Origin of the sequence: Pseudonocardia sp. (assembly GCF_035305885.1) — a bacterium.
In the GTDB taxonomy this organism is placed as follows: Bacteria; Actinomycetota; Actinomycetes; order Mycobacteriales; family Pseudonocardiaceae; genus Pseudonocardia.
This window is the reverse complement of sequence record NZ_DATGOP010000049.1, coordinates 1-26,927: the sequence shown is the minus strand read 5'-3', so window position 1 is coordinate 26,927 and position 26,927 is coordinate 1. Positions and strand designations below refer to the sequence as shown.

Annotated in this window: 27 protein-coding genes and 1 pseudogene; 13 read left to right on the top strand and 15 right to left on the bottom strand. The window is 73.3% G+C overall.

Translation table 11 applies throughout. The features are described from left to right. Nucleotides 1-41: 41 nt before the first annotated feature. The 3 genes from VKZ81_RS09195 to VKZ81_RS09185 all read right to left on the bottom strand — a co-directional run bounded on the left by VKZ81_RS09195 (nucleotide 42) and on the right by VKZ81_RS09185 (nucleotide 3,114). The gene (locus tag VKZ81_RS09195; protein WP_324241034.1) at nucleotides 42-1,094 is read right to left on the bottom strand and encodes an NAD-dependent epimerase/dehydratase family protein; all 1,053 of its coding nucleotides are present in this window, start codon (nucleotides 1,092-1,094) and stop codon (nucleotides 42-44) included. A gap of 121 nt (nucleotides 1,095-1,215) precedes the next feature. Next, a complete protein-coding gene (locus VKZ81_RS09190) occupies nucleotides 1,216-1,947 on the bottom strand; it encodes a hypothetical protein (RefSeq protein WP_324241033.1) in 732 nt (243 codons plus the stop codon). A 177-nt stretch (nucleotides 1,948-2,124) separates the two neighbouring features. Then, a complete protein-coding gene (locus VKZ81_RS09185; protein WP_324241032.1) occupies nucleotides 2,125-3,114 on the bottom strand; it encodes a LacI family DNA-binding transcriptional regulator in 990 nt (329 codons plus the stop codon). 244 nt (nucleotides 3,115-3,358) lie between these two features. Here VKZ81_RS09185 and speB point away from each other — a divergent pair, with 244 nt between their 5' ends. The 6 genes from speB to VKZ81_RS09155 all read left to right on the top strand — a co-directional run bounded on the left by speB (nucleotide 3,359) and on the right by VKZ81_RS09155 (nucleotide 11,467). Next, nucleotides 3,359-4,612: an agmatinase gene (gene speB / locus VKZ81_RS09180; RefSeq protein ID WP_324241031.1), complete on the top strand. Its 1,254-nt coding sequence runs from the start codon at nucleotides 3,359-3,361 to the stop codon at nucleotides 4,610-4,612. Then, entirely contained in the window at nucleotides 4,609-6,219 is a 1,611-nt protein-coding gene (locus tag VKZ81_RS09175) for an ABC transporter substrate-binding protein (protein WP_324241030.1), read from the top strand. The genes speB and VKZ81_RS09175 overlap by 4 nt, the downstream gene beginning before the upstream one ends. Before the next feature lie 7 nt (nucleotides 6,220-6,226). Next, nucleotides 6,227-7,504, top strand: a complete 1,278-nt coding sequence (locus tag VKZ81_RS09170; protein ID WP_324241029.1) for an MDR family MFS transporter — start codon at nucleotides 6,227-6,229, stop codon at nucleotides 7,502-7,504. Nucleotides 7,505-7,596: 92 nt separating this feature from the next. Beyond that, nucleotides 7,597-9,567 (top strand): ABC transporter ATP-binding protein, encoded by a 1,971-nt coding sequence (locus VKZ81_RS09165; RefSeq protein WP_324241028.1) that lies wholly within the window; start codon nucleotides 7,597-7,599, stop codon nucleotides 9,565-9,567. After that, nucleotides 9,567-10,463 (top strand): ABC transporter permease, encoded by an 897-nt coding sequence (locus VKZ81_RS09160; protein WP_324241027.1) that lies wholly within the window; start codon nucleotides 9,567-9,569, stop codon nucleotides 10,461-10,463. The genes VKZ81_RS09165 and VKZ81_RS09160 overlap by 1 nt, the downstream gene beginning before the upstream one ends. 5 nt (nucleotides 10,464-10,468) lie before the next feature. Next, nucleotides 10,469-11,467 (top strand): ABC transporter permease, encoded by a 999-nt coding sequence (locus tag VKZ81_RS09155; RefSeq protein WP_324241026.1) that lies wholly within the window; start codon nucleotides 10,469-10,471, stop codon nucleotides 11,465-11,467. Nucleotides 11,468-11,476: 9 nt separating this feature from the next. Here VKZ81_RS09155 and VKZ81_RS09150 read toward each other — a convergent pair whose 3' ends face one another. Next, on the bottom strand, nucleotides 11,477-12,157 hold the full coding sequence (locus tag VKZ81_RS09150; protein ID WP_324241025.1) for a DUF3159 domain-containing protein: 681 nt from the start codon (nucleotides 12,155-12,157) through the stop codon (nucleotides 11,477-11,479). Between the two features lie 131 nt (nucleotides 12,158-12,288). Between VKZ81_RS09150 and VKZ81_RS09145 the strand changes: the two genes are divergently transcribed. Next, complete coding sequence (locus VKZ81_RS09145) at nucleotides 12,289-13,083, top strand: SGNH/GDSL hydrolase family protein (RefSeq protein ID WP_324241024.1); 795 nt, start codon at nucleotides 12,289-12,291, stop codon at nucleotides 13,081-13,083. Between the two features lie 75 nt (nucleotides 13,084-13,158). On the opposite strand, the gene VKZ81_RS09140 is transcribed toward VKZ81_RS09145, so the two are convergent. The 8 genes from VKZ81_RS09140 to ectA all read right to left on the bottom strand — a co-directional run bounded on the left by VKZ81_RS09140 (nucleotide 13,159) and on the right by ectA (nucleotide 21,116). Next, nucleotides 13,159-14,211, bottom strand: a complete 1,053-nt coding sequence (locus VKZ81_RS09140; RefSeq protein WP_324241023.1) for an acyl-CoA dehydrogenase family protein — start codon at nucleotides 14,209-14,211, stop codon at nucleotides 13,159-13,161. A gap of 13 nt (nucleotides 14,212-14,224) precedes the next feature. After that, on the bottom strand, nucleotides 14,225-15,163 hold the full coding sequence (locus tag VKZ81_RS09135) for a VOC family protein (RefSeq protein ID WP_324241022.1): 939 nt from the start codon (nucleotides 15,161-15,163) through the stop codon (nucleotides 14,225-14,227). Nucleotides 15,164-15,174: 11 nt separating this feature from the next. Next, the gene (locus VKZ81_RS09130) at nucleotides 15,175-15,921 is read right to left on the bottom strand and encodes an enoyl-CoA hydratase/isomerase family protein (RefSeq protein ID WP_324241021.1); all 747 of its coding nucleotides are present in this window, start codon (nucleotides 15,919-15,921) and stop codon (nucleotides 15,175-15,177) included. 9 nt (nucleotides 15,922-15,930) lie between these two features. Next, on the bottom strand, nucleotides 15,931-17,157 hold the full coding sequence (locus VKZ81_RS09125) for an acyl-CoA dehydrogenase family protein (RefSeq protein WP_324241020.1): 1,227 nt from the start codon (nucleotides 17,155-17,157) through the stop codon (nucleotides 15,931-15,933). Next, nucleotides 17,154-18,794 (bottom strand): AMP-binding protein, encoded by a 1,641-nt coding sequence (locus VKZ81_RS09120; protein WP_324241019.1) that lies wholly within the window; start codon nucleotides 18,792-18,794, stop codon nucleotides 17,154-17,156. The genes VKZ81_RS09125 and VKZ81_RS09120 overlap by 4 nt, the downstream gene beginning before the upstream one ends. Before the next feature lie 81 nt (nucleotides 18,795-18,875). After that, complete coding sequence (locus VKZ81_RS09115) at nucleotides 18,876-19,289, bottom strand: ectoine synthase (RefSeq protein WP_324241018.1); 414 nt, start codon at nucleotides 19,287-19,289, stop codon at nucleotides 18,876-18,878. After that, nucleotides 19,286-20,554, bottom strand: a complete 1,269-nt coding sequence (ectB, locus tag VKZ81_RS09110; protein WP_324241017.1) for a diaminobutyrate--2-oxoglutarate transaminase — start codon at nucleotides 20,552-20,554, stop codon at nucleotides 19,286-19,288. Before ectB ends, VKZ81_RS09115 begins: the two co-directional genes overlap by 4 nt. Before the next feature lie 37 nt (nucleotides 20,555-20,591). Then, entirely contained in the window at nucleotides 20,592-21,116 is a 525-nt protein-coding gene (gene ectA / locus VKZ81_RS09105) for a diaminobutyrate acetyltransferase (RefSeq protein ID WP_324241016.1), read from the bottom strand. A 230-nt stretch (nucleotides 21,117-21,346) separates the two neighbouring features. On the opposite strand from ectA, the gene VKZ81_RS09100 reads away from it, so the two are divergent. The 6 genes and pseudogenes from VKZ81_RS09100 (at nucleotide 21,347) to VKZ81_RS09075 (ending at nucleotide 25,012) form a co-directional block, all read left to right on the top strand. Further along, entirely contained in the window at nucleotides 21,347-22,132 is a 786-nt protein-coding gene (locus VKZ81_RS09100) for an SDR family NAD(P)-dependent oxidoreductase (protein WP_324241015.1), read from the top strand. A gap of 73 nt (nucleotides 22,133-22,205) precedes the next feature. Next, on the top strand, nucleotides 22,206-22,538 hold the full coding sequence (locus VKZ81_RS09095; RefSeq protein WP_324241014.1) for a GYD domain-containing protein: 333 nt from the start codon (nucleotides 22,206-22,208) through the stop codon (nucleotides 22,536-22,538). Between the two features lie 96 nt (nucleotides 22,539-22,634). Beyond that, on the top strand, nucleotides 22,635-23,810 hold the full coding sequence (locus VKZ81_RS09090; protein WP_324241013.1) for an acyl-CoA dehydrogenase family protein: 1,176 nt from the start codon (nucleotides 22,635-22,637) through the stop codon (nucleotides 23,808-23,810). Between the two features lie 142 nt (nucleotides 23,811-23,952). After that, the gene (locus tag VKZ81_RS35095) at nucleotides 23,953-24,318 is read left to right on the top strand and encodes an alpha/beta fold hydrolase (protein WP_414709352.1); all 366 of its coding nucleotides are present in this window, start codon (nucleotides 23,953-23,955) and stop codon (nucleotides 24,316-24,318) included. After that, nucleotides 24,306-24,488, top strand: a complete 183-nt coding sequence (locus VKZ81_RS09080; RefSeq protein WP_324241011.1) for an alpha/beta fold hydrolase — start codon at nucleotides 24,306-24,308, stop codon at nucleotides 24,486-24,488. The genes VKZ81_RS35095 and VKZ81_RS09080 overlap by 13 nt, the downstream gene beginning before the upstream one ends. 1 nt (nucleotide 24,489) lies before the next feature. After that, nucleotides 24,490-25,012 (top strand): annotated as a pseudogene (locus tag VKZ81_RS09075) (DinB family protein). Nucleotides 25,013-25,015: 3 nt separating this feature from the next. Here the strand turns inward: VKZ81_RS09075 and VKZ81_RS09070 are convergent. From VKZ81_RS09070 to VKZ81_RS09060, 3 genes are read right to left on the bottom strand one after another with little or no spacing between them, the layout of a single operon-like run. Then, complete coding sequence (locus VKZ81_RS09070) at nucleotides 25,016-25,201, bottom strand: hypothetical protein (protein ID WP_324241009.1); 186 nt, start codon at nucleotides 25,199-25,201, stop codon at nucleotides 25,016-25,018. A 39-nt stretch (nucleotides 25,202-25,240) separates the two neighbouring features. Continuing rightward, nucleotides 25,241-25,852, bottom strand: coding sequence for an FAD-binding oxidoreductase (locus VKZ81_RS09065; RefSeq protein WP_324241008.1), 612 nt, complete (start codon nucleotides 25,850-25,852; stop codon nucleotides 25,241-25,243). A 42-nt stretch (nucleotides 25,853-25,894) separates the two neighbouring features. After that, nucleotides 25,895-26,707, bottom strand: a complete 813-nt coding sequence (locus VKZ81_RS09060; protein WP_324241007.1) for an FAD-binding oxidoreductase — start codon at nucleotides 26,705-26,707, stop codon at nucleotides 25,895-25,897. Nucleotides 26,708-26,927 lie beyond the last annotated feature (220 nt).

Sequence of the window (26,927 nt, the reverse complement as noted above, 5' to 3'; positions counted from 1 at the left end):
ATCATCGACCCGAAAAGGCCGGTCAGACCCCTGATCGGCCCTTACCGAACGGTGACGGCCTGCTCCCGCAGCGGGTCGGTGGCGAACGCGGCGACGCCCTCGGCGAACGACACCGCAGCCGTGAACCCGAGCCGCTCCCGCGCCTTGGCCGGGTCGGCGACCACGTGCCGCACGTCGCCCGGCCGGGCCCCGCCGACGACCTCCGGCGCCGGCCCGCCCATCCGCGCCGCCAGCTCGTGGGCCAGCCCGCCGACGGTGCGCGGCTCACCGGAGCAGACGTTCACCGCCTCGAAGCCGTCCGCGTCGGCGGTCAGGGCGAGCGCGTTGGCCGCGGCGACGTCGGTGACGTGCACGAAGTCGCGGCGCTGCCGCCCGTCCTCCAGCACGCGCGGCGGCTCGCCCCGTTCGAGGGCGGAGCGGAAGATCGACGCGACGCCCGCGTACGGGGTGTCGCGCGGCATCCGCGGGCCGTAGACGTTGTGGTAGCGCAGCGACCACACCTGCCCGCCGCACTGGCGCGCCCACGCGCTCGCGAGGTGCTCCTGGGCGAGCTTCGTGGCGGCGTAGGTGCTGCGCGGGTCCGGCGGCGCGTCCTCGCCGACCAGGCCCGGCGTGAGCTCCCGCCCGCACCGCGGGCAACGGGGCTCGTAGCGCCCGGCGGCGAGGTCGGCCGCGGCGCGCGGCAGCGGCCGGACGACCCCGTGCTCGGCGCAGTCGTAGCGCCCCTCGCCGTAGACGACCATCGAGCCGGCGAGCACCAGCCGCCGCACGCCCGCCTCGTACATGGCGGCGAGCAGGACCGCGGTGCCCAGGTCGTTGTGGGCGGCGTAGGCGGGGGCGTCCGACGGGTCGACCCCGTGCCCGACCATCGCCGCCTGGTGGCACACCGCGTCCACCCCGGGCAGCAGCCGAGCCAGGAGGTCGGCGTCGCGCACGTCGCCGACCACGTGCTCGTGGGCCGGCTCCCAGCCGCCCGCCCCGTGTGCCTGCGGGAGCAGCGCGTCGAGCAGCAGCACGTCGTGGCCTTCCGCGGCGAGCCGGTCGGCGACGTGCGATCCGACGAACCCGGCCCCACCGGTGATCAACACTCGCATCGACCGAGGCTAGGCACAGAGGCGCCGCGGTGGCGCCGCCCGTTCGCAACTCGTCACATCTGGAACTTCAGGAAAGCCACATTCATGAACGTGGGCTTCGTGAATGTGGCTTTCCTGAAGTTCAGCCGTCCTCGCCCGGCAACGGGAGCAGGTTCGGCGTCGGTTCGGGGGTGGCCGGGGCGCTGGTGGGGTCCTGCGTCGGCTCGGCGCCGGGACGGGGCACGTCCACCGGGCCCGGGAGCGGGCTGGGCGGCGCCTCGGCCGACGGCTCCGGCTCGGCGGTGCGCTCCGCGCTCGGCGCGGGCCGCTCGGACGTGGGCTCCGGCTCCGTCGTGGGCTCGACCGCCGCCGGCGCACCGGGCCCGTCCGCGCCGGGCGTGAGCACCCGGCCGACCGAGGTTCCCGGAGTCCCGGTGGTGAGCGACGACCCCTTCGCCCACTCGAGGCCGGTGACGACGAGGAGACCGACCACGAACACCAGCACCGTCGCGCCCGCCCACATCCAGAACCGGTTCGGCCTGCGCAGGACCGGCTCGGTCCGCAGCACGGTGGTCTCCTGCTCGACCGGGCCGCGCTGGGCGGGCACCTCGAGCCGGACGGTCGGCTGGTCGGACAGATCGGTCCGCCGCCCGGCGGTGACGCGGACGCGGGCGAGGATGGTGTCGCGGGTCCGGTCGAGGGAGCGCTGGTAGAGCGTGGTGGCGACGGTGCTCGCGACCGAGCCGAGCGCGGCGCCCGCGACCGTGCCGGTCGCGCCGAAGTACGAGCCGAGCAGGGCGCTCGTCACCGCCGCCCCGGCCCCGGCGAGGACCTTGTTGACGGTGAGGTCCGGCGCCTTCGCGGACGCGGCCACCTCGGTTTCCCGGGTCGCACGCCCAGCGGCGGTGCTGGATCGGGGCGCAGTGGGCTGGGGCATGGCTCCTGGGACGGGTCGGGGCGGGACTGCGGGCATCGGTTCCAACGGGGATACCCACCGGAACCGATTCGAACGATCACCCTTCGTGACCGCCTTCACGTCACGCGACGGAAGTCAGCGGGCTCCGGTGGACGCCCGGAAGACGACCTCGGCCGGGACCAGCTTGTCCTCCTGCGGCGCCCCGCGGCCCTCGAGGAGGTCGATGAGCATCCGCGCGCACTCGCGGCCCAGGGTCCGCGGGCGCATGTCGATCGCCGTGATCGACGGCTCCGTCACGTCCAGCCGCGGGCCGTCGGCGCAGCAGGCGAGCAGCACGTCGACGCCGGGGTGCCGCCCGCGATCGCGCACCACGCCGAGCGCGGCGATGGCCGCGACCTCCGACGACACCACCAGCAGGTCGGTGTCGGGTTCGGCGGCGAACAGCGCGGCGGCCAGCCTGGTGTGCGCGACCGGGTCCGTGTCGCCGAACCGGCTCTCCCGCGTGGTGCCCGGCAGCCCCCGCTCGGCGCACCACTCCTCGAACGTCCGCCGCAGCAGCACCCCCCAGCCGCTGTTCGGCCCCGGCGCGATGAGCGCGGGCCGGGTGGCGCCGTGGCCGTGCGCGTGGTCGAGGATGGCGCGCAGGGCGGTGGCGTGGTCTGCCGACACCACCGGTGAGCTCGGCATCCCCGGCGGGTACAGCTCGCCGGCGACGATCGGCAGCGCGGAGCCGATGAGCGCGTGCGCGCGCAGGTCGTCGGCGATCGGGTCGGCGATGATCACGCCGTCGACGCGCGGGAGGGCCTGCCGCGGGACCTCCGGGTTGCTGGAGAGCAGGGTGAGGTCGTAGTCCTCCGGCTGGGTCACATCGAGCACGCCGGTGGTGAACTCCCGGAAGTAGGGCGAGGCGAACCGGTCGCCCGAGCTCAGGTAGTGCAGCCCGATCGCCCGCATCCGGCCGGTGCGCAGGCTGCGCGCCACCGCATTCGGCCGATATCCGAGCCGTTGCGCGGCCTCGACCACGGATTGACGGGTGGCCGCGGTCATCCGCCCGGTTCCGGCCAGCGCCTCGGATGCGGTGCTGCGCGACACCTTCGCGGCCTTCGCGACGTCCTGCAACGTCACCGGATTTCGTCGCACCTCGCGACCGTACCACCCGCATCCGAGGGTCGGCCGATTTGTTTCTCCGGTGTTGCGGCGAGGTCGCACCGGGGGCGGCCCGGATTGCCCGATGGGTCGGGCACGTAACAAGGTCGGGACGCCGTTGACGGAACGATTCGGCACTGCCTAGCGTCCCGCCGCGAGCGAGGTGCGCACTCTGGACCACGGCTCCCCGATGGCACGCGCAATTGCGGAGGGACGAAACAGAATGGCCGAGGATGCGGAGCGATCCGCGGCGGATCGAGAGCGCGACAACCACCACCAGAACGGTCAGGCAGCGGCGCATTCCCATCACCACCACGATTTCGGAGAAGGCTTCTGGGAACAGCCGCCGCGGCTCGGGAAAGGACTGGAGGGGCACGGCGCGGTCGACGACTTCAACGTCGGTCGCAAACCGGGCCCCATCTTCGTCAACCGCAAGGGCGAAGGCGGTTTCGCGGGTATCCAGACGTTCGCCAAGCTGCCGGTCTGCCTGACGCCGGAGGACCTCGTCGCGGGCGAGATGGACGTCGCGATCTGCGGCGTCCCGTGGGACGCGACGGCGGGTGGGCGCAGCGGCACCAACCACGGCCCGCTCGCGATCAGGGCCTGCGACTACAAGGGCGGGTACGGCCGCTCCCACTACTCGCTCGACGTGCGGGTGGACGCGTTCGCCGAGCTGAAGGTCTGCGACTACGGCGACTCGCCGATCCGGACCGGCAACACGGTCACGACGTTCGAGGAGATCCGCAAGTTCATCGGGACGATCGTCGACTCCGGCGTGATCCCGATCATCCTCGGCGGGGACCACGCGACCACCTGGCCGTCGGCCACGGCGGTGGCCGACCACCACGGCTACGGCAAGGTCGGGATCGTCCACTTCGACGCGCACGCCGACACCGCCCCGGATCTGCCGGGGACGCTCGCGAGCCACGGCACCCCGATGCGCAAGCTGATCGAGAGCGGCGCCGTGCCGGGCCGCAACTTCGTGCAGGTCGGGCTGCGCGGCTACTGGCCGGACGAGGAGATCCTCGACTGGATGGCCGAGCAGGGCATGCGCACCCACTTCATGGCCGAGATCAACCGGGACGGCTTCGACACCGTGCTCGAACGGGCCGTGGACGAGGCCCTCGACCAGGCCGACCACCTCTACATCTCCCTCGACATCGACGTGGCGGACCCGGCGTACGCGCCGGGCACCGGCACCCCGGAACCGGGCGGCCTCACGAGCACCGACGTGCTCACCGCCGTCCGCAGGCTGTGCGCCGAGGTCGGGATCGTCGCGATGGACGTGGTCGAGGTCAGCCCGCCCTACGACGACCGCGGGGAGATCACCGCGCTGCTGGCCAACCGCGCGGTGCGGGAGGCCCTCACCGGCATCGCCATGCGTCGCAAGGGGCTGACCGAGCGCGACTACCTGCACCCGGCATCGCTCGACCCCGGGCACCCGCGGGCCCTGCGCGCGCTGGAGGAGACCGGATGAGCGTCGTGTCACCCACCCGCCGCCCGCGCGCCGCCCTCGCCGGCGCGATCGCCGCGGTGCTGCTGCTCAGCGGCTGCGGTGGGGCCGCCGCCGGACCCGCCACCGCGTCGCCCGCCCCCACCGACGGGGTGCTGCGCCTCGGGCTGCTGGGCGACATCGGCCAGCCGCCGGACCCGGACGTCTACTACTCGGGCAACGGGCTCGCGCTGACCACCAACATGTACGAGGGGCTCGTCCGCTACCAGCCCGGGGTCGAGACCCCCACCATCGTCGAGAGCCTGGCGACGAGCTGGGAGGTCTCGCCCGACAACACCGTCTTCACGTTCCACCTGCGCGAAGGCGTGCTCTTCCACGACGGCACCCCGTTCACCTCGGAGGCGGTCGCGGCCTCGTTCGAGCGGCGGCTCGCGGTCGGGGCGGGGCCCGCCTACATGGTCGAGGACGTCGCCGCCGTGGAGACCCCGGACGAGTTGACCGCCGTGATCCGGCTCAACCGACCGAACTCGGCGTTCCTGCACTACCTCGCCTCGCCGTACGGGCCGAGGATGATCAGCCCGACGGTGCTGCGCGAGCAGGCCGGGCAGGACCACGCCCAGACCTACCTCAGCACCAACTCGGCCGGCACCGGCCCGTACCGGCTCACGGTGGCCCGGGTGGGTGAGCGGTACGAGATGCAGGCCTTCGACCGCTACTGGGGCGGCCCGCCGACGTTCACCACGATCGACCTGCCGGTCTTCACCGACACCTCGGCGATGCAGCTGGCGCTGAGCAACGGCGACCTGGCCGCGATCATCGGAGCGGTCCCGTCCGCGTCGCAGGCCAGCTACGTCGAGGACGAGGTGCTGGAGGCGTACTCGCTGCCGACCTTCCAGGTGGGCGTGCTCTACATGAACCCGAACCGCCCGTTCATGGCCACCGCGGAGGCGCGCAGGGCGATGTTCCAGGCCGTGGACTGGCGGCAGGTCATCGACCAGGTGGTGGCACACAAGGCCGAGCTCGCCACGGGCACCTATTCCCGCGGCGCCATCCCGGACGGCTCGGACGCCCGCGAGATCGTGCACGATCCGGCGCCGCTCGCCGCGTACGCGCAGACCCTCCCGCCGAACGCGCGGGGCGTGATCGTCGGGCACAGCGCGGCCAACCCGGACGACGCGCAGATCGCCAACATCATCGCTGCGCAGCTGCAGTCCCTCGGCCTGCAGGCCACGGTGACCGCCTACCAGACCTCCCAGGTCTTCGGCTCCTTCGCCGCCGACCCGGCGAACGCCCCCGACCTCTACGTAGCCTCGGGGACGTGGCCGGACGCCAACGACCCCTACATGTACGGCCACGTCTTCTGGGACCAGGACGGCGGGCTCAACCACCTGCAGTGCTACGACCCGGAGGCGACCGCGCTGCTGGCCGAGGCCGTGGCGACCGGGGACACGGCGGCCTACGTCCGCGCGGGGCAGGAGATCACCGAGGCCGCGTGCACGCCCGCCTGGGCCTACGTGAACGACTTCGTGGTGGCCCAACCCTGGCTGGGCCGGGTGGCGGAGACGCACAGCATCGCTGAGCCGTACACCCTCGACTTCCACGACCTCACGATCGAACGGATCGAGCAGTAGGGCGGCGGTGTCGGATCGCACGCCCACCGGCCCGCGCACCCGCCTGAGCGACCTCGATCGGAGGTTCTGGTGGCTGTGGTTCGCGGTCCTGGTGACCTGGACGGGCCGGTTCGTCGTCCCCTTCATGTCGCTGTTCCTCACCGGCGAGGCTGGCCTGTCCGGCTCGGCCGCGGGGCTCGTCGTGGCCGGCTACGGCGGTGGCGTGGTGCTGTCGGCGTTCGCCGGTGGGCTGTGCGCCGACCTGCTCGGCCGCAAGCGGACGCTCGTGGCGAGCCTCGTGCTGTCGGCGGCGACGCTCACGGTCGTCCCGGCGTTCGACGACCCGGTGGTGATCGCGGCCCTGCTCTGCGTCTTCGGGCTGGTCAACGGCGCGGCGCAGCCCGCGATCGCCACCTTGATCGTCGACATCGCGCCGCGGCAGCACCTGCGGGCGGCCTTCGCCTACAAGTACTGGGCGGTGAACCTCGGCTACGCCGCCGGTCCGCTGTTCGCGGGGTTGCTCGCCGACCACGCCTTCCGCTACCTGTTCTTCGGCCAGGCGGGAGTGCTGCTCGTGGCCGCGGGAATCGTGGTCGCACGCGTTCCGGAAACGCTGCCGACCACCGGTCCGACGGCTTCCGGAAAGAACGACGAGCAGGCCGCGGTCGGGATTTCCGACGTGCTCCGCGACCGGGTTTTCGTCGCGTTCGTGCTCGCGATGTTCGGCTACTCGGTGGTCTACGTGCAGTCGACCGTCGCACTGCCGCTGGCGATGGTCGACGACGGGTTCAGCACCCAGGACTACGGCTACCTGCTGACGCTCAACGGGGTGCTGCTCTGCCTGCTGCAGCTGCCGTCGGCCCGGGTGCTGGGCCGGTGGCGGCGCGAGGCCGTGCTGGTCGGGGCGCTCTGCGTCACCGCGGTCGGGGTGGGCCTGCAGGCGGTCGCGACGAGCTGGCCGGTCTACGCGCTCGCGGTCACGGTGTGGACGTTGGGCGAGATGGGCGGCCACCCGTCGGCGCAGTCGATCGCCTCCGACCTGTCCTCACCGCGGGCCCGCGGCCGGTACCAGGGCGTGTACGCGCTGGCCTTCAGCGCGGCCACGATGGTGGCGCCCGTGGTCGGCGGCACCGTGCTGGACCGCTTCGGCGCCCCCGCGCTGTGGGTCTCCTGCGCCGCGCTGTGCCTCTCGATCGCCTGCTGCCTCGCGCTCACCGCGCGCGTGCGCGAGCGGCGGATCCACGAGCTCGTCCGCGCCGACGGCGCGCGACGCGAACGCCCGCACCCGGACGCGGTTAAACCGTGATGACGTCTCTGAAAACGCGGACCGCATTAGCGCCGTCCGCCAATACCATTCGATTTCGCTGCCCGCAGTCGCAGCCCGGTGAGGTGGAGCAGATGCCCACGGAGCAGATCGCGAGAACCGTTTCCGACACCCCGGTGGCCACCGTCGAGGATCTGCACGTGTCGCTCCGCAGGCACGGCGTGCGTTCGGAGGTCGTCCGCGGCGTCGACCTGGACGTGCGGCCCGGCGAGATCCTCGGGCTGGTCGGCGAGTCCGGCTCGGGGAAGAGCGTGCTGAGCCTCGCCCTGCTCGGCCTGCTCCCCGCGTCGGCGGACCCGTGCGTGAGCGGGCGGGTGGAGGTCGGCGGCGTGGACATGCTCCGCGCGGGCGAGCCCGCCCGGCGCCAGGTCCGGCGGCTGGAGCTCGGCGCCGTGTTCCAGGACCCGATGTCCTCGCTGAACCCCACCATGCGGATCGGCGACCAGGTGCGGGAGGCGGCGGGCAGCACCGAGGAGACCGTCCGGCTCCTGCGCGCGGTCGGGGTGCCGGAACCACAGCGGCGGTTGCGGGCCTACCCGCACGAGCTGTCCGGCGGCCTGCGCCAGCGGGTCATGATCGCCATGGCGATCGCGGGCGGGCCGAAGCTCGTGATCGCCGACGAACCCACCACGGCCCTCGACGTCACCGTGCAGGCGCAGGTCCTCTCCGTGCTGCGCGCGCTGCGCGACGACATCGGCTGCAGCGTCCTGATGATCACCCACGACCTGGGCGTCGCGGGCCAGGTCGCCGACCGCATCGCGGTCGTGTACGCGGGCCGGCTCGCGGAGCTGGGCACCGCCGAGGACGTCCTCGCCCGGCCGCGGCACCCGTACACGGCGGGCCTGCTCGCCTCGCGCCTGGACCTGTCGACCGAGCGCGGGGCCCGGCTGCGGACGCTCGCCCAGGACACCGCCACCCCCGAGGAGCGCAGCACCGGCTGCGCCTTCCGCAGCCGGTGCCCCGTCGCCGTCGAGCGCTGCGCGGACGACAGCCCACCCCTGGCGGTGGTCGAACGGGCCGACGGCCCGGTGCCCCACCGCGCGGCGTGCCACGTCGCGGGCCCGGCGGCCGCGGCCCTCCCGGCGCCCGCGGAGCCCGACGCCGAGCCGGAGGGCGCGGCCGGCACGGGCGGCGCGGGGCTCGCGCTCACCGAGGTGTGGTGCGAGTTCGGGGTGCGCGACGAGCGCGGACGCAAGGCCACGCTGTCCGCCCTGCGCGGGGTCACGCTCGACGTCCGCGCGGGGGAGTCGCTCGCGCTGGTCGGCGAGAGCGGGTCGGGCAAGTCGACGCTGCTGCGCGTGGTCGCCGGCCTGCAGCGGTCCTACACCGGCCGCGTCGACGGGCCCCCGCGGGAGCGGGTGCAGATGGTGTTCCAGGACGCCGGCGCGTCGCTCACGCCGTGGATGCGGGTCGAGGAGCTGCTCGCCGAGCGGCTGGCGGGCCAGAGGCTCACCGCCGCCGAACGGCGCAGGCGGGTGCAGGACGCCCTGGACGCCGTCGGGCTGCCCGCGGCCGCCGCGACGGCCCGGCCGGGTGAGCTGTCGGGCGGCCAGCGGCAGCGGGTCGCGTTCGCGCGGGCCACCATCGTGCCGCCCGACATCCTGCTCTGCGACGAGCCGACGAGCGCCCTCGACGCCTCGCTGGCGGCGGGTGTGCTGAACCTGATCGGGCAGCTGCGGCGCCGGCTCGGGATGACCATCCTGTTCGTCACCCACGACCTGGCCGTCGCCCGCGTCGTCGCCGACCGGATCGCCGTGATGTATCTCGGCCGGATCGTCGAGATCGGGCCCGCCGACGAGGTCATCGCCGCGCCGCAGCACCCGTACACGCGGGCCCTCGTCGCGGCCGTCCCGGGGGCGGGCCGGGAGCTGCCGCAGATCACCGGGGAGCCGGCGAGCCCGCTGTCCCCGCCCACCGGCTGCGCGTACCACCCCCGCTGCCCGGACGCCGTGCCCGAGTGCACCACCACCGTGACCGGCATCCAGCTCGTCCCCACCGGCAGCGACGCGCACAGCGTCGCCTGCGTGCACCGGGGAGCAGCCTGATGACCGCCACCGCCGAGGTCACCACCGGCCCGGAGAGCCGACCGGACCGCGTCGGCCACGAGCGCGTCGGCCGGCTGCGACCCCGCCTCCCGTTCGGCGGTCGCACCGCCGACCTCGCCGTGCTCGCCCTGGTCGCGGCGGTGACGCTCGTCGCCCTCCTGGCGCCGGTGCTGGCCCCGTACGACCCGGTGCAGCCGGTCGGGCGGCTGCACGTGCCCGTCGGCGACCCGCAGCACCCGCTCGGCACCGACGGCATCGGCCGCGACCTGCTCTCCCGCACGCTGCTGGGCCTGCGCACGAGCTGGCTCACGGCGCTGGTCGTCGTCGCGATCGGCCTCGTGGTCGGCGGGCTGGTGGGGCTCGCCGCCGGCGCCGCGGGCGGGTTCGTCGACGCGCTGCTGATGCGCACCACGGACCTGTTCCTCGCCCTGCCCTCCACCCTGGTCGCGGTGGCGGTGGCCGCCGCGCTGGGGCCGGGGCTGCTCAACACGGTCATCGCGATCTCGATCGTCTGGTGGCCGTTCTACGCGCGCATCGTCCGCGGGGAGGTGCGCAGCCTGGTCTCCCGCCCGCACGTCGAGGCGGCACGGATGGCGGGCGTGGGCCCGGTGCGCCTGGTGCGCAGGCACCTGCTGCCCGGGGTGGTCCCCTCCGCCGTGATCACGGCGAGCCTCGACGTCGGCAACGTCGTGCTGGTGATGGCGAGCCTGTCGTTCCTCGGGCTCGGCCAGCCCGCCCCGGCGCCCGAGCTCGGCGCCGACACCGCGCGCAGCCTCCCGGAGCTGCTCGCGCACTGGTGGATCCCGGCCATCCCCGGCATCGCGGTGCTGGTGCTGAGCCTCGTGGCCAACCTCGGCGGCGACGCCGTGCGCAACCTGCTGTCCGGACGGAGGTAGCCGCCGTGATCCGGGTCCGTTTCCTCGCCGGCCGGCTCGCCGCCCTGGTGGCGCTGGTCGGCGTGCTCACGATCGTGCTGTTCGCGCTGCAGGAGATCTCGGGCGCCGACCCGGTCGCGGCCACGCTCGGCCCCAACGCGTCCCCCGAGGCGGTCGCCGCCGAACGCGCCCGGCTCGGCCTGGACGCGCCCGCGTTCGAGCGGTACCTGCACTACGTCGGCGGGCTGCTCATCGGGGACATGGGCACCTCGTTCCGCACGCGGCGTCCGGTCTCGAACGACATCGCGACGTACCTGCCCGCCACCGTGGAGCTGGTGTCGCTCGCGTTCGTGGTCGCGCTCGTGCTGGCGGTCGCGTTCGCCGTGCTGAGCGTGCTGCGCGTGCGCGGCGCCGGGGTCGTCCGCGCGGCGCTGTTCCTCGGCTCGACCGCGCCGACGTTCCTGCTGGGGATCTTCGGCCTGGTCGTCTTCTACCAGCAGCTCGGCTGGCTGCCGGGCAGCGGGCGCACGAGCGCGTCCGAGCCTGCGGGCCCGACCGGCCTGCTCGTGCTCGACGGGCTGCTCACGGGCGACGTCGGGTTGAGCGTCGACGCGCTCGAGCACCTGCTGCTGCCCGCCGTCGTCCTGGCCGTCTCACCCGCGCTCGCGATCGGGCGGGTGCTGCGCTCCAGCCTGCTGACCACGCTCGAGACCGACCACGTGCGCACGGCGCGGGCGAAGGGGCTGACCGAGCGCGCGATCGTCACCCGGCACGTCCTGCGGAACTCGGTGAACGCGGCGCTGTCGATGACGGGCCTGCAGCTCGGGTTCATGTTCGCGGGCGTGCTCGTCGTCGAGAACGTGTTCAGCTGGCCGGGGCTGGGCAGCTACCTGAGCGCGAGCATCCCGGTGGCGGACTTCCCCGCCGTCGCCGGCGTCACGTTCGTGCTCGGAGTGGTCTACATCGTCGCCAACACCGCGGTCGACGTCCTGCAGACCGCGGCGGACCCCCGGATCGCGCTGTGACGGGGGTGGTCAGCCGTCGCGGGGCTCGTCGGGCGGCACGGCCGGGTGGCGCAGCCCGCCGTGCCCCGGGGGCAGCGCCGACCGCAGCACCGGCCAGGAGAGCGCGACGCACAGCGCCACGAGCGGCCAGGTGAGCACCGTGCGGGCCACGCCGAGCGCCACCACCGCGTCGGCCACGTAGAGGGGGATGAACACCGCGAGCCGCACCAGGTACTGCCCGACCCACACCCAGCTGGCGCGCTGGTAGCCGCGCAGGAGGTCGGGGTCCCGGCGCCAGCGCGTGCGCTGCCCGAGCACGGTGCCCACGACCAACCCGAGCAGCGGCCAGCGCACCACGATGGAGACGGCCCAGGCGAGCGCGCTCGCGGCGTTGCTCGCGATCTGCACCAGGAAGAAGTCGACGGCGCGGCCGGTGTAGAGCGCGATCAGGGCCGCCACGGCCACCCCGAGCAGGCCGAGCAGCACCGCGCGCGGCCGGTCGCCGCGGACGAGCCGGACCACCGCGACCACGGCGCCGACGAGCACGGCCGCCCCGCCCGCCCAGGCGACGGACGACGCCCAGCCCGCGGCGTCGGCGACCGTGTAGGCCACCACGAACGCGACGACCGGCACGGTGGCGTCGACGGCGCCACCACGTCCGCCGAGGACCTCGGCGAGACCCGGTTCGACCGCGTCCTTCCGGCTCCCCATGAGCTAAGGGTGCCCTATCTCCACGATTGGATCACCTCTACTGGCGCATACCGCCGGTACTGGGCGATATTGGAGGATGCGCTGCCCGTCGGCGAGGTGACGGGGATGTGAACGAAGGGAGGCGATGGCCGATGAGACCCATCAGCAGCTTCCTCGCGCTGGGGGACAGCTTCACGGAGGGCTTGGACGACTGGCGCCCCGACGGTACTCCCCGCGGCTGGGCCGACCGGGTTGCGGAGCACCTGAGTGCCACCCGCCCCGGGTTCCGCTACGCCAACCTCGCCGTACGCGGAAAACTCCTCGACGAGATAGTCGAGGAGCAGGTCCCGGTGGCCGAGCGATTGCGTCCCGACCTGATCACGTTCTGCGCAGGCGGGAACGACATCCTGCGGTTCTCCTGCGACACCGACGACCTGGCCCGCCGCTTCGACGCCGCACTGGAGCGCGTCACCGCGACCGGGGCGCACGTGCTGGTGTTCACCGGCTTCGACCTCGGCCGGATGCACCCGATCCTGCGCAGGCTGCGCGGTCGCGTGGCCTGCTACAACGAGTTGATGCGCGCCAGCGCGGAGCGCCACGGCAGCACCGTGGTGGACCTGTGGGGCATGGCGCCGCTCGCCGACCCGCGCGCCTGGGGCCGCGACCGGCTGCACCTCACCTCCGAGGGGCACCGCCGGGTCGCGCTCCGCGTGCTGGAGGCGCTCGGTGAGCCCGTCACCGAGGACTGGCGCACCCCGCTGCCCGAGATGGAGCCCACACCCTGGCGGGACTGGGTCCGGGAGGACCTGCGCTGGATGCGCGAGCACGTCGTGCCGTTCCTCCGCAGGCGACTGCTGGGCGACCCGCGCAACAACGGGTACCGCCCCAAGCGGCCCGAGCTGCAGCCGCTCGAGTCTCCCTTCGGCAAGACCACCGTCGCCGGCTGAGCCGGGCGGCGACGTTCAGGAAAGCCACATTCATGAAGCCCAGCTTCATGAATGTGGCTTTCCTGACGTGTGGCCTCAGGAGCGGGGCAGGCCGATCCCGTCGGCCACCCGGTCGACGTGGAAGTCGCCGTCGCCGAAGGCGAGCGCGCTGCTCATCGCGTGCCCCAGGTAGTGGTGCAGGTGGTGCTCGGCCGTGAAGCCGATGGCCCCGTGCACCTGGTGCCCGAGCGCGCACACCCGCTGGTAGGCGTCGCTCACCCAGGCCTTGGCCACGGCCACGGTGAGCGCGACCTGGTCGGGGTCCTGGCCGGGTGCGGTGAGCCGCCAGATCGCCTCGAACGCGATGAACCGCGCGGTGAGCACGTCGATGGCCATGTCGGCGCAGTGGTGCTGCACCGCCTGGAAACCGCCGATCGGGCGGCCGAACTGCTCGCGCTGCCCGGCGTACTCCACGGTCATGTCCAGCACGCGCTGGGCGCCGCCGACCATCTCGGCGCACGTCGCCGCCGCCCCGAACGCGGACGCGGTCGCCGCGACGGCCGGGCCGTCGGCGAGCACCCGCTCGGGCGGCACCACCACGCCGGAGAAGCGGACGTCGTCCTGCTCGGCCGGGCCGACGACGTCGAGCGGCTCGGTCGTGACCCCGGGCGCCGAGCGGTCGACGAGGTAGGCGTTCCGACCGGCGACGACCAGCAGGTCGTCCACGGCGTGGGCGTACGGCACGAACCGCGCGGTGCCGTCGAGGACGTGCCCGTCGCCGGACGGGCCAGCGGTGACGTCCGCCCCGTCGGCGTAGGCGATCGTCCGGCCCTCGACGATCCCGGGCAGCCAGCGCTCGCGCTGCTCGGCGGTGCCGTGCCGCTCGATCGTGGCGGCGCAGACCAGGGTGTGCAGGAACGGGCTCGGCGCCTGCGCCACGCCCATCTCCTCCAGCAGCAGGCACCCCTCGAGGAACCCCTCGCCCACGCCGCCGTACGCCTCCGGGATGGCGAGCCCGGTCCAACCGAGCTCGACCACCTCCTTCCACAGGTCCGCGGAGAACCCGCCGCCCACCGTCGTGCGGTCGGCGAGCACCTCGCGGGCGGTGGACCGGATGAGCTCCTGGTCCTCGGTCAGGGTCAGGTCCATGCGGTGTCCCGGGTCAGTTGGCGGGCGGGATCTTGTCCGAGCGCACCCAGACGCCCGGCTGTTCCTCCCAGAACAGCTGGACGAGCACGCCGCCCGCGTGCTTGGGGTGGATGAAGGTGTGTTTCCACGCCGCCCCGTCCTTGACGCCCTCCTCGTCGTCGAACGTGGGGATGTCGTGGGCGCGGCAGGCGGCCAGCGCCGCCTCCCAGTCGGCGACCTCGAACGTCACGTGGTGGGCGGCGGGCCCGTTGCGGGCGAGGAACTTGTCGACGAACGAGTCCTCGCCGCGGCCGGTGATGACCTCCCAGCAGATGGTGGAGCCGGGGATGTTGAGCACGAGGTCGGCCATGTCCGGGATCTCGTCGTCGGCGGTGCGCCACACCTCGACGAAGCCCGCGAGGTCGGCGTACCAGCGCGACAGCGCGTCGCGGTCGTGGAAGGCCTGGCAGATGTGGTCGATGCCGCGGATGCCGAGCGTCGGGCCGTCGGCGTCGACCGGCTTCACCGCCTTCGCGTCGTCGTCGCCGAGCATGGCGAGGTTGCCGGGGCCGCGCAGCCGCCACAGCACGCCGGGGCCGTGCTCGGGCGGGGACAGCGAGGCCTCCACCCAGCGGCCCGGCACCGAGTCGGTGATCTTCAGGCCGCGCTTGTCGAGCTCGGCCACCGCGGCGTCGAGGTCCGGGACCTCGGCGCCGACGTGGTGCAGCCCGGGCCGGCCGCCCTTCTCGTCGAGCCAGGTCTGCAGCGCGCCGCCCTCACCGGACGGCGTGAGCACCACCCAGGACTGGCCGGCGGCGCCGGGGACGGCGAGCCGCACGCCCCGCACGCCCGCGGCGGGGTTGTCCCACTCGTGCGTGCGCCGGAACCCGAACAACCCCTCCAGGAGCGCGAGCTGCTTGTCCAGGTCGGGCGTCGCCACGGCGACGTGGTCGATCCGGTAGATCTTCAGCATTCGTGCTCCTCCTAGCTGGGGTGGGGCTCGATCCAGTCGTAGCCGGCCGTGACCAGCTCCTTGACCAGCCGCAGGTTGTAGCGGTTCATGGCGGCGATCCGCTCCGCGAGCGCGGCCACCTTGTCGTCGAACTCGGCGGCCGGGAAGACGTCGTTGACCAGGCCGAGCTGCAGTGCGCGCTGCGCGTCGACGCGGACGCCGGTGAAGAGCAGCTCCTTGGCCCGGGCCATGCCGATGCGGGCGGGCAGCCGCTTGAGGCCGCCCCAGCCGGGGGCGCTGCCGCCGACCTCGGGCTGGTCGGGGTCCTCCTTGCCCTCCATGAACTTCGGCTGGTACGGCGGCCGCGCGGACAGGGTGATCTCGACGAGCCCCATCTTCGCGTTGTCCGCGCAGACGATGAAGTCCGCCCCGAGCGCGAGCTCGAGCCCGCCACCGACGGCGTACCCGTGCACCGCGGCGAAGATCGGGATGGAGAGCCGCTCCATCATCGCGAACGTCTTCTCGCCGAGTCGGCCCTGCTCGACCCGGTCGGCCTTGGTGAGCGACGCCGACCAGTCCAGGTCCATGCCGGCGCAGAAGCCCTTCTCGCCCGCACCGCGCAGCACCGCGACGTGCACGTCGGGGTCGTCGTCGATGTCGGTGAAGACCTTCCGCAGGCCGTGCATCATGTCCGGCGTCAGCGCGTTGAGCTTGTCCGGCCGGTCGAGGGTGATCCAGCAGACGCGGTCCTTGACCGCGACGTCGAGTCCTTCGGTCATGTGATCCTCCTAGGAACGAGGGAGGCCGAGGCCCCTCGTGGCGATGACGTTGCGCTGGATCTCCGACGCGCCGCCGAGGAACGTCGCGGCCACGGAGTCCCAGCGCATGTGGGTGAAGTCGGCGCCGAGCGGGGCGCCCCGGCGCTGCCACAGCAGCCCGTGCCGGCCGAACACCTGCGCGCCCGTGCGGGCGAGCCGCTGGTGCAGCTCGGCGGAGAAGAGCTGGTTCACCGATGCCTCGTACCCGGGCACCGGGTTGCTCACGCTGTAGCGGGCGATGTTGTAGAGCACGCGCATCTCGACGTAGCGCCGCGCGATCTCCTGGCGGGCGCCCCGCTCCCAGCCGTCGCGCAGCTGCGCGCGCCCCTCCGGCGTGCCGATGTGCTCGACGAGGCGGGCGATGGCCTGCTCGTACTTGATCGTGGCGCCGATCCCGGCGCGCTCGAAGCTGAGCGCGTCCATCGCCACGTACCAGCCCCGGTTCTCCTCGCCCACCCGGTTGGCGACGGGCACCCGCGCGCCCTCGAAGAAGATCTCCGAGAACGGGGTGTCGCCGCGGATGTCGCGGATCGGCCGGATGGTGACGCCGGGGGTCTTCGCGTCGACGAGCAGGAACGTGATGCCGCGGTGCTTGGGCGACGCGTCCGGGTCGGTGCGGACCAGCACGAACAGCCAGTCTGCGTGGTGGCCGAGCGAGGTCCACACCTTCTGCCCGTCCACGACGTAGTGGTCGCCGTCGCGCACGGCACGCGTGCGCAGGCCGGCGAGGTCGGAGCCCGCGCCGGGCTCGGAGAAGCCCTGCGCCCACGTCCGCTCGCCGCGGGCGATCGGGGGCAGGTGCTCGGCCCGCTGGGCGTCGGTGCCGTGCGCGAGCAGGGTCGGGCCGAGCAGGAACGCGCCGATGCCGTTCACGGTCGGCACCCGGGCCCGCATCATCTCCTCGTGGAGGATGAACTCCTCCATCGCCGTGAGGCCCGCCCCGCCGTACTCCACCGGCCAGTGCGGGGCGATCCACCCGCGTTCGGCGAGCGCGGCCGCCCACGCCCGGGCGCCCTCCCGGCGCTGCGGGTCCGGGCTGTTCCGGTCGATCGGCCAGTTGTAGCCGCGGACGTCCTCCGGCTCGAGGCTCTGTTCGGCGTCCGGGTCCGGCGTGTACCCGGGTGGGAACCGGTCGCGGATGAACGCGCGGACCTCCTCGCGGAACGCCGCCTGCTCGGGGGTGTCCTCCCAGTTCATGCGGTCCTTCCCGGCGTCGCCTCCGCTGCCGCGGACGCCTGGTTGGCCCGCGTGCTCGGCGCCGCCTGTTCGCGGTCCCACGTCTCGGGGGTGAGGCCCTGGTCGCCCCGCGCACGCAGCTCGTGCTTGGCCACCTTGTCGGTGGGGGTGCGGGGCAGCTCGCCGACGAACTCGATGTAGCGGGGCACCATGAACGACGGCAGCTTCGCGGCGCAGTACGCGGCGAGCTCGGGCGCGGTGAGGTCGCTGCCCGGCGCCCGCACCACCGCGAGCTTGACGTCTTCCTCGCCCAGCTCGGACGGCACGCCGAACGCCGCCGACTCCACGACGTCGGGGTGCAGGTTGACCTCGCACTCGATGTCGAACGCGGAGATGTTCTCGCCCCGCCTGCGGATGGCGTCGGCGATCCGGTCGAGGAAGTAGAAGTAGCCGTCGTCGTCGCGCCACGCGCGGTCCCCGGTGTGGAACCACATGTTGCGGAACGCCCGCGCGGTGGCCTCCGGCATCCCGTAGTAGCCGGTGGTGATCACGAACGGCTGCTTGGGCCGCACCACGAGCTCGCCCGGCTCGCCCGCGGGGACCTCCCGGTCGTCCTCGTCGACGACGGCGACCTCGAACCGCTCGGAGTGGGCCTGCCCCATCGAGCCCACCCGCCACTGCCCGTACGGGCTGCCGGTGGCGATGCCGACCTCGGTGCTCGTGTAGGTCTCGGCCGATCGGACGCCGAAGCGCTCGAGCAGGGGCGCGTCCAGCGCGGACTTGCCCATGTAGAACGTCTCGAGCGGGTGGTCGCGGTCCCGCGGCCCGGGAGGCGCGCTGAGCAGGATCGGGATCATCGCGAACACGCTCATCGTGACCTGCGCGTCGAAGTGGCGGACGTCGTCCCAGAACCGGGAGGCGCTGAACCGCTCGACGATGCCGATCGGACTGCCCGACAGCAGCGCGGAGAACACCCCGTCCCACAGCCCGGCGGCGTGGAACAGCGGCAGCGGGCAGTAGGTGGTCTTGCCCCACCGGTCGAGGAAGTCGAGCGAGTCCCAGGCGCAGGCCATGGCGAGCGCGTGCGGCACCATCGCGCCCTTCGAGCGCCCGGTGGTGCCGGACGTGTACATGATCGCCTGCAGGTCGGAGAACCGCGCGGTGTCGGGCACCCGGTCGGCACCGTGCGCGAGCAGGCGCGACATCGGGATCGCCCCGTCGGCGAGCGCGTCGAGCGACGGCTCCTGCCCGCGCACGATCACCCGGATCGGGTCGGGCAGCGTCTGCAGCACGGGCGGGAGGCGGTCGACGTACTCGGCGTCGATCAGCACCGCCGAGACGTCGGCGCTGTCGAGCACGTGCCGCAGCAGCTCCCCGCGGTAGGCCGTGTTCACCGGGACGGCCACGGCGCCGAGCCGCGCCAGACCGATGATCACCGGGACGAACTCGGGGCAGTTCGGGAGCATCACCGCGACGTGGTCGCCGCGCCCGACGCCCTCCGCGGCGAACCCGTTCGCGTACCGGTCCGCGGCGGTGTCGACCTCCGCGAAGGACAGCTCGCCGTCGCGGAACTTGAGGAACGCCGCGTCGCCGTGGGTGCGGGCCCGTGACCTCAGCACGTCGCCGACGACGAGGCCCTCCAGCCAGTCCTGGCTCACAAAACCTCCCTCGACCAGACGAAACGGCTGCCACCCCGGCGAGGCGGCAGCCGTTCGCGAACCCCTACGGCCCCGCCCCCGTCAGGAGGCCTCCGCCGCCGGGGTGGTGGGCTCGACGATCAGCGGGTACACGCCGTTCTCGTCGTGCACCTCGCGGCCGGTCACCGGCGGGTTGAACACGCAGGCGGTGCGCATCCGCGTCCGCGGGCGCAGCTGGTGGTGCTCGTGCCCGTCGAGCACGTACACCGAACCCGGCCCGAGCTGGTAGGTGACGTCGTTGTCCTTGTCGTAGAGCTCGCCCTCACCCTCGATGACCCAGACGGCCTCGATGTGGTTGGCGTACCAGAAGTCGTTGACCGACCCGGCGTCGAGGACGGTCTCGTGCAGCGAGAACCCGACGCCGTCGCGGGCGAGCACGATGCGCTTGCTGCGCCAGTGCTCGGTCTGGACGTCGCGATCGGTCCCGGTGATCTCGTCGAAAGTACGGACGATCAAGAAGACATCCCTTCGGTGACGGCGCGGACGGACTCTGCGACGATCGCCAGCCCCTCTTCGAGCTCGGCGTCGGTGATGGTGAGCGGCGGCATGAGCTTCATGACCTCGTCGGTGGGGCCCGCGGTCTCGATGATCAGGCCGCGCTCGAACGCCGCCGCGCACGCCTTGGCGGCGAGCTCGGGCTGGGAGAACGACAGGCCGCGGGCGAGGCCGCGCCCCTTCGGGGTGAGCTCGATGCCGTCGGAGGCGGCGGCGAGCTCGGTGAGGGCCGCTTCCACCCGCTCGCCCTTGGCGATCGTGGAGCGCTCGAGGGCGTCGTCGCTCCAGAACTCGCGCAGCGCGGCGGTGGCGGTGACGAACGCGGGGTTGTGCCCGCGGAACGTGCCGTTGTGTTCGCCGGGGCCCCACTGGTCGAGCTCGGGTTTGATCAGCGTGAGCGCCATCGGCAGGCCGTAGCCGCTGATCGACTTCGACAGGCAGACGATGTCGGGGCGGATCCCGGCGGCCTCGAACGAGAAGAACGGCCCGGTGCGCCCGACGCCCATCTGCACGTCATCGACGATGAGGATCATCTCGTGGCGACGGCAGAGGTCCTCGAGCCCCTGCAGCCACTCGATGCGGGCCGGGTTGAGGCCGCCCTCGCCCTGCACCGTCTCCACGATGACGCCGGCGGGCTCGTTCAGGCCGCTGCCCGCGTCCTCGAGCAGCCGCTCGAACATCAGGAAGTCCGGCACCGTGCCGTCGAAGTAGTTGTCGAACGGCATCGGGGTGGCGTGCACCAGCGGGACGCCCGCCCCGCCGCGTTTCATCGAGTTCCCGGTGACCGACAGCGCGCCGAGCGTCATGCCGTGGAACCCGTTCGTGAAGTTGATCATCGACTCGCGGCCGGTGATCTTGCGGGCCAGTTTCAGGGCGGCCTCGACGGTGTTGGCACCGGTCGGGCCGGGGAACTGCACCTTGTAGTCGAGCCCGCGCGGTTTGAGCACGAGGTCCTCGAACGTGCGCAGGAACTCACCCTTGGCCTTGGTGTACATGTCCAAGCCGTGGGTGATGCCGTCCCGCGCCAGGTACTCCATGAGCGGTTTTTTCAGCGCCGGCGGGTTGTGTCCATAATTGAGCGCGCCGGCTCCGGCGAAGAAGTCGAGATAGCTTCGGCCGTCAATATCCGTCACCCGAGATCCGCTGGCGGTGTCGAATACCACCGGCCAGCTGCGGCAGTAGCTGCGAACCTCGGACTCAAGGTCGTCGAAAACGGTCGTTTCCACGGGCTCTCCCTGTGAAACGGTCGTGGTGATCGTCGGGTCAGCGGTCGACCGGGCCGATCCGGAACAAGAACTCCGGGGCGTGGCCGTCACCGAGCAGGTCCGCGCCGAACAGCTCGCTGCGCTGCAGCTGCGCCCCGCGCCGCTCGGCGAACCCGCCGAACAGGGCGGCGGACGCCGTGTTGTCCGGCGTCACGGTGGCCTCGAGGTGATCGACGTCGGGAACCTGGTCGAACAGCGTGTCGAGCATCGCCGAAGCCACGCCCCGGCCCCGCACCGCAGCGTCCACCCCCACCTGCCAGACGACGAGCGTCGACGGCTCGTCGGGGCGGCGGAAGCCCGTGACGAACCCGACCACGTCGTCGTCGCGCCGGGCCACCACCGACGTGGCAGCGAAATCGCGGCACCACAACAGGTAGGCGTAGCGGGAGTTCACATCGAGCACCCCGGTGGCCTCCGCCAGGCGCCAGCACGCGACCCCGTCGGAGACCTGCGGACGCGTGATCGTGATGTCTTCACCAAGTTTTGGACGTGCGCGGACGGGGGAGTTGGCGGGTGCGGCCATGTCCCAAGAACTTAACAGGCCAGAAACTGCGCCGCCGATCTCGACTCTTCCGCACCGGTCAAGTATGTGACCGCTATCACAAACACGTTTGACGATCAGAGATTTGGGGAAGGGCGTCGTTCCGCCAGGTCAGCCCCCGATTTTCGGCGCTCTACACGCTGTCGATCCACACTGTTTCAGGCGCACATCACGAAATAGCAACGACGATCACACCCGGCTACGGTGGACCCGTGCCACCCACCAGCTCCCCCCGCTCCGTCGTCGTCACGGGAGGCGGCCGCGGCGTCGGGCGGGCGGTCGTCGAACGGCTCCTGCGCGACGGGGCGCACGTGGTCGCGATCGAGCTCGACGCCGCCGCGCTCGACTGGCTCGCCGACCACCCCCGCGCCATCGGCGTCCCCGGCAGCGCCGCCGACGAGGCCGTCACCGAGGAGGCCGCCGACCAGGCAGAACGCGCCGCGCCGCTGACCGGCTGGGTCAACAACGCCGCCGTCTTCCGCGACGCGTCGGTGCACACCGCGCCGGCCCGCGAGGTCCTCGACCTCGTGCAGACCAACCTGGCCCCCGCCGTCGTCGGCGCCACCACCGCGGTACGCCGCTTCCTCGCGGCGGGCACCGGCGGCGCGATCGTCAACGTCTCGTCGCACCAGGCCCAGCGCGCGGTGCCCGGGTGCACGCCGTACGTCACCGCGAAGGCGGCGATCGAGGGCCTCACCCGCGCGCTGGCCGTCGAGTACGGGCCGCACGGCGTGCGCGTGAACGCCGTGGCGCTTGGCTCGATCGCCACCGAGCGGTACGCGGCGTACCTCGACGGTCTCGGCCCGGACGGCGCCGCGCACGTCGAGGAGGAGATGCGCCGGATCCACCCGCTCGGGCGGGTGGGCACCGCGGCGGAGGTCGCGGCGGTGATCGCCCACCTGCTGTCGGACGACGCGGCGTTCGTCACCGGCGCCACGGTGCCGGTGGACGGCGGCCGGTCGGTGCTCGCCCGCGACCCGGAGGCGTACGAGACCTGAGCCGTTCGGCCGCTGACGGGCCCCCGGCGCCGGTGGTGCACTGGCCCGTCCATCGGCGCGAGGAGGGGTCGCCATGGCCAAGTACGTGATGTTCTTCAGCTACAAGCCGGAGGTCTGGAACCAGCTGTTGATGAAGCCGTGGGACCGCCCCGCCGCGGTCCGGGACATGCCCTCGACGCTCGGTGGTGCCATGGAGTCGCTGTACCACATGTCCGGCGACCGCGACGGCTTCGTCGTCATCGATGTCCCGGACAGCGAGACTGCTGCCGCCGCGGCCATCGCGGTGACCAGCACCGGCGCGTTCGCGCACTTCGAGACGCGCCGGGTCATCTCGGCCGAGGAGATGCCCGAGATCCTGGAGAGGGCCGCGAGCGCGCGGGAGTCGTACCGGCCGCCTGGGCAGTGACGAGGAGGGCTTCGGCGGGCGGCGCCGTCTTCCCGCCGCCCCCGGCTTCGTGGGAGGGTCTGGCCCCGGAACACCGATGATCCGGGGGGTGACACGGTGAGCACGACGACCACGCGCGAGCACGTCCTCGCCGAGGCCGATCGGCTCGCGCGCACGTTCGCCGAGCGCGCGGCCGCCCACGACCGGGAGGCCTCGTTCCCGCACGACAACTACGCCGACCTCGCCGAGGCGGGCATCCTGCGGATGTCCGTGCCCGAGGAGCTCGGCGGGCTGGGCGGTGGCCTGCCGGAGGTCGTCGGGGTGCTGGAGCGGATCGCGTCCGGCGACGGCTCGACCGCGCTGTCGCTGGCCATGCACATCTCGCCGCTCGGGCAGTGGGCGAGCGTGTGGCGGCGCACCGGGGACGAGCGGCTCGCCGGCCTGCTGCGGCGCGCGGCGGAGGGCAGGCTCGTGTGGGCCGCGCTCACCGCGGAGCGCGGCATGGCCAACCGCATGACCGATGCCACCACGATCGCCCGGCGCACCGACGGCGGCTACGTGCTGACCGGGCGGAAGATCTTCGCGACGAACTCGGCGATCGCCACCGATTTCTCCACGACCGCCCGCTTCGAGGACGCCGAGGGCGGGCCGCGGCTGCTGCTGTGCGCGGTGTCGATGGACTCGCCCGGCATCCGGGTGCACCCCACGTGGGACACCCTCGGCATGCGCTCCACGCGCAGCGACGACCTCGAGCTCGACGGGGTGTTCGTCCCCGAGTCGGCGGTGGTCCACTCGCTGCCGGTGGGCCACCTCGACCGCCGCGTGATGGAGACGGTGTGGGCGTGGGCGATGCCCGCGTTCGCGAGCGTCTACACCGGCATCGCGAACGGCGCGCTGCGCTGGACCGCCGACCGGCTGGTCGGGGCGGGCCAGGCCACCGACCCGGTCGTGCAGGACGCCGTCGGCCACTGCCGCATGCTGCTGGAGTCGTCGCGGGCCGTGATCCACCGGCACGTCGAGGAGGTCGTCTCCCGCTCCCTGCACGCCCTCGACGTGCAGGAGGCGATGGCCCGCTGCATCACGGTCAAGCACCTGGCGGCGCACAACGCCACCGAGATCCTCCAGCGGCTGGCCGAGGTCAACGGCGGTGCCGCGTTCGGCCGTGCCCTGCCGTTCGAGCGGATGTGGCGCGACGTGCAGGCCGGGCCGATCATGCCGATGGGCAGCATCGCGGCCCGCCGGTTCGTCGGGGCCACCGAGCTGGGCGTCGAGGTGGCGCCGGTGGCACCCTGACCCCGACCGCAGCGGGGGCGCGTGGAGCGGCTCGGCGAGGGGCTCCACGTCGAGATCACCGGCGTGGGCCCGCGCGTCGTCCTCACGACGGGGCTACGGGCGCTCGCCGCGGCCCGAGGCGGAGTACTCGAGCGTCGACGACCTGGCGGCCGTCCTGCGCGCGAGCTCCGACGGCCGCGCCGCGCTGGTCGGCTGCTCGTTCGGGTCGCTGGTCACGCTGCACCGCACGCTCGAACACCCCGAGCTGGTCTCGAAGCTCGTGCTGGTCGGGCCGATCGTCACCGGCCCTCCGCCGAGCGAGCACTTCCTCACCCGCGGACGCCGAGCAGATCGACTACCGGCGCGGCGTCGACCCGTGGGTCGTGGCGGAGGCCGACACCGCCGCGCGCGAACGGTTGCGGGCGCTGCCCACCGCCGACCCGCGGAACCTGCACCCGCCGATCCACCTGGCACGCCTCCCGGGGCCCGCGCTGTCCCGGCTCGGCGAGATCGCCGGTGCCCACCCTGATCGTGGTCGGCGAGCTGGCCATCCCCGACGTGCACGCCGCGAGCGGTGCCCTCGAGGCCGGGATCCCGGGCGCGCGGCGGATCGTGCCGCCCGGCCGCGGGCACCCGCCCCACCTCGCGGTGCCGGACGCGTTCGACCGCACCGTGCACGAGTTGCTCAGGGAGGGCTGATGTGGACCCGAAGACCGACCTCCACCGCTACCTGCGGGCGGGGCGCGACGCGCTGCTGTCGAAGCTCGACGGGCACGAACCTCCTCGGGCTGGTCAAGCACCTCTCCGCGATGGAGCTCGCGTACTTCAGGGAGGTGTTCGACCGGCCCTTCGAGGTGCCGGGGCCGTGGTACGGCGAGGACGCCGAGCCCAACGCGGACATGTACGCGACCGCCGACGAGTCGCGCGAGCACATCCTCGACCTCTACCGCAGCTCCTGCGCGCTGTCGGACGAGACCATCGAGGAGCTGCCGCTGGAGGCGGTCGGCCACGTGCCGTGGTGGGGCACGCCGCGCGTCACCCTGCACCGGGTGCTCACGCACATGATCGCCGAGACCCACCGCCACGCCGGGCACGCCGACATCGTGCGGGAGCTCATCGACGGCACGGCGGGCATGCGCGGGCCCGGCGACAACGTGGTGGACCGCGACGAGGCCTGGTGGGCGAGGTACCGCGAGCGGCTCGAACGGCTCGCCGGCGGCTGAGGCCTACTTCCGGCCGAACTCGGCCCTCACGTCCGCCTTCCACGCGTCGTACTCGGTGCTGTCCTCGGCGAGGCCCATCTCCGCCACGCAGTCGGCGCACCGGCCGACCACCCAGAGGAGCGAGACCTTGGAGCAGCGCGTGCACGCGCGCGGCTCCGCCATCACGGTTTCCTCGGTTGCGACGGTCACGCCGCCGATCCTGCCACGGGCCGCAGGCCCGATCACGCGTCAACCCCGGTGGTCCCCGCGGATCGACTGGGCGAAGCGGAAGAACCCGTGCGGGTCGTAAGCCCGCTTCACCTCGACCAGGCGGGCGTGGTTCTCCGCGTAGTAGGCCTCCCTCCAGCCGGTGAGCGCCGGGTCGATGAAGTTCTGGTAGGCCTCGCCGCCGGAGTACCGCTCGAGCACTGCGAAACCGCGGTCGGCCCACGCCTGCGCGGCGTGGCGGTCGGCCTCGTCGGGCCGGTCCCGGTCCAGCCCGACCCAGAACGCGAGGTAGTACTCGGCGTCCCGGTGGACGTACGCGGTCGCCGTCCGCGGGACCCGGTTCGCCTGCCCGCCGAGGGCGAAGAAGCTCAGCAGCCGGACCTGCCCCGGCCGCGGGTCGCGCTCGAACGCCGCGAGCACCTCGCCGATGCCCGACTCCGGGATCGCCCGCTCCACGAGGACGCCGCGGTCGACCGCGAAGTGCCGGCGCGGGATCACCGCCTCCGGGTTCTGGCCCGTCCAGTGCCGTTGGGCCGCCGTGGTGCCCGCGACCCCGTACGCGGCGAGCATCGCGTCGCGGTAGGTCGACTGGTGGGCGGTGCGCTCCTGCGGTGCGCGCCCGACGTCGGCCACAAGCGCGTCGAGCCGGCGGTCGAGCGAAGCCGGGTCCGCGACTCAGCCACCGGTGACGTCGACCGTCCCGGGTTCACCGCCGGAGGCCGTGACGGTCAGCCCCGTCCCGAGTTCGTCCGGGCCGTCGACGACCCAGCGCTGCCAGGCGGCGATCACGTCGGCCGCGGCATCCCCCGGCCACCGCAGGTGGAACGCGACCAGCCGGGGCACGCGCCGGACCCGCATCTCGTACTCGGTGATCACCCCGAAGTTCCCACCGCCCGCGCCGCGCAGCGCCCAGAACAGCTCGGGCTCGGCCGACTCCGAGCACCGCACCACCCGGCCGTCGGCCAGCACGACCTCCGCCGCCAGCACGTGGTCGGACGCCATCCCGTGCTTGCGGGTGAGCCACCCGAACCCGCCGCCGCTCACGAACCCGCCGAGCGACACGGTGGGACACATCCCGCCGGGCACCACCACCCCGTCGTCCCACAGGGCGAGCAGGGCGTCGACCTGGCGGGCGCCGGCGCCCACGACCGCGGTGACCGCGTCGCCGGTGCGCTCGGTGCGCACCCGGGACATCCGCGAGACGTCGACGACGAGGCCCTCGGTGGTCGAGTAGCCGCCGAGGCTGTGCCCGCCGCTGCGGGGCACGGCCGGGACGTCGGCGTCCTGACAGAACGCCAGGCACGCCACGACGTCGGCCGGTGTCTCGCAGTACGCGACCGCACCCGGCCGCACGTGGTCGAACTGCGCCCAGTAGCCCACCCTCGCCCGCTCGTAGCGCGGGTCGGACGGCGTCACCAGCTCGCCGCGGAGGTGACGGCCGAGCCGGTCCCAGCGGGTCGCCCGCGCGGGCATCACGTCAACGCTCATGCCGGCGATGCCACCAGCCGGGCCGGGGGCGTGTCGTGAACGGATCGGTCACGAGGGCGGCCGCGCCCACAGCCCCCGCGGCCTGCGGTGGTGGGTGCCGCGGAACGGCCGGTTCACCGCCTCCTTCACGAACCACCACCCCTCCGCCTCCGTCTCCGCCCACCCGTGCGCGGACTTCCCCTCGTCCACCACCACCGTCCACCGGTAGCGGCCCGACCGC

Coding starts and splice junctions, on each gene's coding strand:
- VKZ81_RS09195 (WP_324241034.1), bottom strand. CDS start 1,094: ATGCGAGTGTTGATCACCGGTGGGGCCGGGTTCGTCGGATCGCACGTC.
- speB (WP_324241031.1), top strand. CDS start 3,359: ATGGCCGAGGATGCGGAGCGATCCGCGGCGGATCGAGAGCGCGACAAC.
- VKZ81_RS09175 (WP_324241030.1), top strand. CDS start 4,609: ATGAGCGTCGTGTCACCCACCCGCCGCCCGCGCGCCGCCCTCGCCGGC.
- VKZ81_RS09165 (WP_324241028.1), top strand. CDS start 7,597: ATGCCCACGGAGCAGATCGCGAGAACCGTTTCCGACACCCCGGTGGCC.
- VKZ81_RS09160 (WP_324241027.1), top strand. CDS start 9,567: ATGACCGCCACCGCCGAGGTCACCACCGGCCCGGAGAGCCGACCGGAC.
- VKZ81_RS09150 (WP_324241025.1), bottom strand. CDS start 12,157: ATGGGGAGCCGGAAGGACGCGGTCGAACCGGGTCTCGCCGAGGTCCTC.
- VKZ81_RS09145 (WP_324241024.1), top strand. CDS start 12,289: ATGAGACCCATCAGCAGCTTCCTCGCGCTGGGGGACAGCTTCACGGAG.
- VKZ81_RS09140 (WP_324241023.1), bottom strand. CDS start 14,211: ATGGACCTGACCCTGACCGAGGACCAGGAGCTCATCCGGTCCACCGCC.
- VKZ81_RS09135 (WP_324241022.1), bottom strand. CDS start 15,163: ATGCTGAAGATCTACCGGATCGACCACGTCGCCGTGGCGACGCCCGAC.
- VKZ81_RS09130 (WP_324241021.1), bottom strand. CDS start 15,921: ATGACCGAAGGACTCGACGTCGCGGTCAAGGACCGCGTCTGCTGGATC.
- VKZ81_RS09125 (WP_324241020.1), bottom strand. CDS start 17,157: ATGAACTGGGAGGACACCCCCGAGCAGGCGGCGTTCCGCGAGGAGGTC.
- ectA (WP_324241016.1), bottom strand. CDS start 21,116: ATGGCCGCACCCGCCAACTCCCCCGTCCGCGCACGTCCAAAACTTGGT.
- VKZ81_RS09095 (WP_324241014.1), top strand. CDS start 22,206: ATGGCCAAGTACGTGATGTTCTTCAGCTACAAGCCGGAGGTCTGGAAC.
- VKZ81_RS09060 (WP_324241007.1), bottom strand. CDS start 26,707: ATGAGCGTTGACGTGATGCCCGCGCGGGCGACCCGCTGGGACCGGCTC.